At 63.5% G+C, this 477-nt stretch carries 1 protein-coding gene; it reads left to right on the forward strand.

Going from position 1 to position 477, the window contains the following annotated elements; genetic code table 11:
• A partial coding sequence (locus tag JF781_RS28185; RefSeq protein WP_033711260.1) for an IS30 family transposase occupies positions 1–459 on the forward strand: 459 nt, incomplete at its 5' end.
• Between the last annotated feature and the right edge of the window lie 18 nt (positions 460–477).

The raw sequence follows: 477 nt of genomic DNA on the forward strand, positions 1-477 counted from the left end.
ATCATCGGTAATAACCACCTCTCGGCGATCGGCACTCTGGTCGAACGCCAGACCCGGATGCTGCGGTTGGTGCATCTGCCTCGCAGTGACGCCGACTCCCTGCACGCGGCCTTGGTGGCCCGCATGAAGGATCTGCCACCCACGCTGATGCGGTCGATCACCTGGGACCAGGGCACCGAGATGGCGCGCCACCTTGCCACCACCGACAAGCTCGGCGCGCCCGTCTACTTCTGCGACTCCAGATCACCCTGGCAACGCGGCACGAACGAGAACACCAACGGACTGCTGCGCGACTACTTCCCGAAGGGCGTCACCCTCATCAGCCACCCGCCGGAGCAGTTGTTGGCCGTCGAACACGAACTCAACCATCGCCCCCGCATAGTCCTCCAAGACCGTTGCCCCGCCGATCTATTCGCTGCCCTGTTAGTCTCGAGTGATCCGTCGGTGTTGCGACGTTGAGTAGAACCCACCCCGTCG

It is taken from the genome of Mycobacterium sp. WUMAC-067 (genome assembly GCF_020217485.1).
GTDB lineage: Bacteria > Actinomycetota > Actinomycetes > Mycobacteriales > Mycobacteriaceae > Mycobacterium.